This window comes from Corallococcus sp. 4LFB (genome assembly GCF_046520365.1).
Lineage (GTDB): Bacteria > Myxococcota > Myxococcia > Myxococcales > Myxococcaceae > Corallococcus > Corallococcus caeni.
Map to the genome: position 1 here is coordinate 1 of NZ_JBKGHJ010000637.1, position 3,989 is coordinate 3,989.

A 3,989-nucleotide genomic window follows, 5' to 3' on the forward strand; every position below is an offset into this window, starting at 1 on the left:
AGGTATGCGGGGAGGAACTCGGCGAACTCCCCGGAGCCGCTCACCCGCGCGACGCGGTCTTGCCCGCGCCCAGCTGCCGCACGCGCAGCTCGATGGCGCGCAGGCCCTCCACCAGCGGCTCCACGCTGGACTCGGGCAGCCGTCCGCCGGCCTGGTCCGCCAGCCGCAGGGACGCCTCCATCCAGTGCGCCACGGAGACGATGGGCTCCACGTCCACCATGGCGGACAGGCCCTTGAGCGTGTGCAGCGCGCGGAACAGCTCCCGCACGGCGCGGGGCTGGGCCAGGCCCTTGCGCACGGCCTCCTCTACCGCGAGCAGGTCCCGCTGCGCGGAGGCGAGCAGTTCATCCACCTCCGCCAGGTATGCGGGGAGGAACTCGGCGAACTCCCCGGAGCCGCTCACCCGCGCGACGCCTCGGCCGACGCCTTCTCCAAGAGCGCCCGGGCGGCCCCCTGGATGGAGTCCGGCGTGAAGGGCTTGGTCATGAAGCGGTCCGCGCCGGCCTGCAGCGCGCGCTCGCGCGAGGCCTCGTCGCCCCGGGTGGTGACGATGATGATGGGCAGGTTGCGCAGGTGGTCCTGGCCCCGCACGAACTCCACCACCTCGATGCCGCCGATGTCCGGCATGTTGAGGTCCAGGACGAGCAGGTCATACGGCTTGAGCGACAGCTGCTCGATGGCCTCCAACCCGCTGGAGGCCTGCGTGAAGCGGCTGTCCGGGTGGGGCCGCAGGCAGGCGACCACCATGTCGCGCATCACCTTGCTGTCATCGACGACGAGTACCTCGGGCATGGTGTCCTCTGGAAACGACCGGCCAAGCTAGACCGATTCCGACCCGCTGAAAGAAATGAGTCATCCAGCGCGCGTTGAACGTTCTGTGGTCCACGCCCGCCTTGGACGATGTGCCATGGCCTTCGGCGGAGCGCCACGGGCGCCCGCGCATCCGGCACCCTGCGCGCTCCTGATCTTCAGCACCGGGAACCGAACTCCAGCCATGCGCCCCCACCCCCGCCCGTCACGGACCCCGCACCCTGTGTCTGGGTGGTGGATGACAGCGCCAGCGAGGCGCGCTTCATCAAGGCGGCACTGGGAACAGGCTTCCAGGTGGAGACGTTCCCGGACGGCGCCGCGATGCTCGAACGGCTGCACGCCGGGCGTGCGCCGGACGTGGTGGTGCTGGACTGGGAGATGCCCGGGATGTCCGGCCCGGAGGTCTGCCAGTTCCTGCGGAGCCAGCGGGAGACGGAGGCCCTGCCGGTCCTGCTGCTCACCGCGCACGGCCGGCCGGAGGACCTGGTGCAGGGCCTGCGCGCGGGCGCCAACGACTACGTGGCCAAGCCCTTCCGCACGGAGGAGGTGCGCGCGCGGGTGGACGCGCTCGCGCGCACCAAGCGGCTGCTGGACGCCGTGCGGCGCACCCACCAGGAGAAGGCGGAGGTGTTCGCGCAGCTGGACGCGCTGCTCACGTCGTCGGCCGCGGGGATGTCGCTGCTGGACCGGGACCTGCGCTTCGTGCGCGTCAACGCGCGCATGGCGAAGCTGGACGGGCTGTCCGTGGACGCCTATCCCGGCAGGACGCTGGCGCGGGTCCTGCCCCGGCTCGCGCCCCGGCTGGAGCCCCTGCTCCGCCGCGTCATGGAGACGGGCGAGCCCGTGGAGGAGCTGGGCTTCACGCTGGAGCACCCGGACGCGCCCGGCGGCGAGCTGTACTTGATGGCCAGCTACCACCCGGTGCGCACCGCCCGGGGAGAGGTGGTGGGCGTGGGCTCCGTGGTGGTGGACGTCACCCGGCACAAGCAGGCGGAGGCCGAGCTGCGCGCGACCGCGGAGTTCCGCGAGCGCTTCCTGGGCATCGTGGGCCACGACCTGCGCAACCCGCTCCACTCCATCCGCATGGGCGCCAGCTTCCTCGTCGCCAGCGAGCAGCTGCCCCCGCCGCTGGTGCGCACCGCCAGCCGCATCATCAGCAGCACGGACCGGATGACGCGGATGATCACCGAGCTGCTGGACTTCACCCGCAGCCGGCTGGGCAGCGGCATCCCGCTGACGCCGGGCGACACGGACCTGGGGCAGGTGGCGCGCCAGGTGGTGGACGAGCTGGAGCTGGTGCACCCCAACCGCACCGTGAAGGTGACCACCACCGGCCCCCTCACGGGGCACTGGGACGCGGACCGGCTGGCGCAGGTCCTGAGCAACCTGCTGGGCAACGCCCTGCAGTACAGCCCGCCGGAGGGCGTGGTGGAGCTGTCGCTCGAGGGCGAAGCGGAGCAGGCCGTCGCGCGGGTGAGCAACCCGGGGGAGCCCATCTCGCCGCAGGTGCTGGACCTGCTGTTCGACCCCTTCCACCGCGCGCGCACCGGCGCCCACGCGCCGTCGGGCCTGGGCCTGGGGCTCTTCATCTCCCACCAGATTGCCCGCGGCCACCGGGGCGGGCTCACCGTGACGTCGGACGCGGAGCGGACGGTCTTCACCCTGACGCTGCCGCGCGGCGGGCCATGAGTCCCGGCGGACGCCCCCTCGCCGGCCCCGGGCGCCCGGCCCTCCGCTTCGCGAGGGGGACCCGGAATCGCCGGGGCCCGTGCCCTACGGTGCGCGGGTGTCCACCGCGCAACACCGCCCCACGCTGCTCCTCGTGGAGAACAACGAAGACGTCCGCGAGGCGCTGCTGGACGCCATCGCCGTGCACTCCGTGCGGGCGTAGGGCCCCGCGCGCTCAGGCGGCGGGGCAGTGCCGGGCCACCATGGCCAAGAGCTCCGCGATGTCCACGGGCTTGCGCAAGAGGCCCACCGTGCCCGGCGGGGCCTTGGCGGAGAAGTGGGCGGTGAGCATCAGCACCGGCAGCTCGCGGTGGCGCTCGTCCTGCCGCAGCCGGTGCAGGAACTCGTGGCCGTCCATCACCGGCATCATCAGGTCCAGCAGCACCAGGCAGGGCTGGGGCTGGGAGGCCAGGACCTCCAGGGCGGCCTGGCCGTTGGCGGCCTGGAGCACCGTGTAGTCCTCCATCTCCAGCAGCTCCGCCACGACCTCGCGCAGATCCGGTTCATCGTCGACGATGAGGATGGTGGAACGCGAGGTCTCTCTCCGCACCCGGGCAGCCTACGCAGGTCGCGCCGCCGCCGCCAGGATTGGCGTGCCCCCCTGCCCTGCATCCGCGCGGTGACTTCACGCGGGGCATGCCCGGGGGGCCGCCTGTCGGAAATCCCCGGTGAAACACATGGGTGCCATTGCACCTGGGGGCCCGAGCCCCTACCCCCTTTGCACGGGCCCATGAAACTCACCGCGGACTTCATCGAAGCGAACCTGGACGTCCTGGTACGGCGCTTCGCGGAGGCGGCGCGAACGCTGGAGAGCACCCAGGGGCTGAAGCCGTCGGAGGTCATCTCCACGCTGCCGGAATACCTCCACGCGGTGGCGGCCATCTGCCGGGACGGCGCCACGCCGGAGCGGCTGGAGACGCGGGCGCGCCTGGAGGAGGCCCACATCAACCTGCGCCTGCGCGTGGGCGCCACGCAGGAGGACGCGACGGACGAGTACACGCTCCTGGGGCGGCTCATCCCCCAGCTGTGGGAGGACGTCCAGCCGGAGCGCAGGCCCGGCGCCGCGGGCCTCCAGTGCCTCTTCCAGCAGCTGGAGGAGGCCATGGACCACGTGGTGGTCCTCTTCTCCGGCTACTCCTTCGAGGACCGCCAGCGCGAGAAGCGCTTCCTGCGCCAGATGGACGCGCTGGCGCCCCGGTGGCTGGCGCCGCGCGCGGATCCGCAGGGCCCGCTCAGGCCGCTGGTGGAGCTCATCGTGCGGGCGCTGGAGGCCACCGGGGCGGAGCTGTTCCTCGTGGACGCGGGCGGCCGGAGGATGCTCCCCGTCGCGCACACGGACCACCCCGTGCCGCCCCCCGGCCGGTCGGTGGACTCGCAGGGGCCGTCCTTCCTGGGCCGGGTGGCCCGCTCGGAGGAGCCGCTGGTGCTGGCGCAGGCGCGGGGCCTGGAGG

The 3,989-nt window shown here is 72.8% G+C and carries 6 protein-coding genes; 3 read left to right on the forward strand and 3 right to left on the reverse strand.

Annotation, left to right across the window (positions count from 1 at the left end):
* Positions 1-40 precede the first annotated feature (40 nt).
* A complete protein-coding gene (locus ACLEQD_RS38530; protein ID WP_410390838.1) occupies positions 41-403 on the reverse strand; it encodes an Hpt domain-containing protein in 363 nt (120 codons plus the stop codon).
* Positions 400-792, reverse strand: a complete 393-nt coding sequence (locus tag ACLEQD_RS38535; protein WP_410390840.1) for a response regulator — start codon at positions 790-792, stop codon at positions 400-402. The genes ACLEQD_RS38530 and ACLEQD_RS38535 overlap by 4 nt, the downstream gene beginning before the upstream one ends.
* A gap of 252 nt (positions 793-1,044) precedes the next feature.
* Here ACLEQD_RS38535 and ACLEQD_RS38540 point away from each other — a divergent pair, with 252 nt between their 5' ends.
* Both ACLEQD_RS38540 and ACLEQD_RS38545 read left to right on the forward strand, forming a co-directional pair.
* Positions 1,045-2,499 carry a response regulator gene (locus ACLEQD_RS38540; protein WP_410390842.1) on the forward strand — a complete coding sequence of 485 codons (1,455 nt, stop codon included), beginning with the start codon at positions 1,045-1,047 and terminating at the stop codon, positions 2,497-2,499.
* 79 nt (positions 2,500-2,578) lie between these two features.
* Positions 2,579-2,701: a hypothetical protein gene (locus ACLEQD_RS38545; protein WP_410390844.1), complete on the forward strand. Its 123-nt coding sequence runs from the start codon at positions 2,579-2,581 to the stop codon at positions 2,699-2,701.
* Between the two features lie 12 nt (positions 2,702-2,713).
* Here the strand turns inward: ACLEQD_RS38545 and ACLEQD_RS38550 are convergent, their stop codons facing one another.
* Positions 2,714-3,088: a response regulator gene (locus tag ACLEQD_RS38550; protein ID WP_338262726.1), complete on the reverse strand. Its 375-nt coding sequence runs from the start codon at positions 3,086-3,088 to the stop codon at positions 2,714-2,716.
* Between the two features lie 180 nt (positions 3,089-3,268).
* Here ACLEQD_RS38550 and ACLEQD_RS38555 point away from each other — a divergent pair.
* On the forward strand, positions 3,269-3,989 hold a 721-nt coding region (locus tag ACLEQD_RS38555), incomplete at its 3' end, for a hypothetical protein (RefSeq protein ID WP_410390846.1).

What these genes read in the sequence shown, in the direction of transcription:
- ACLEQD_RS38535 (WP_410390840.1), bottom strand. Translation starts at nt 792, where the DNA reads ATGCCCGAGGTACTCGTCGTCGATGACAGCAAGGTGATGCGCGACATG.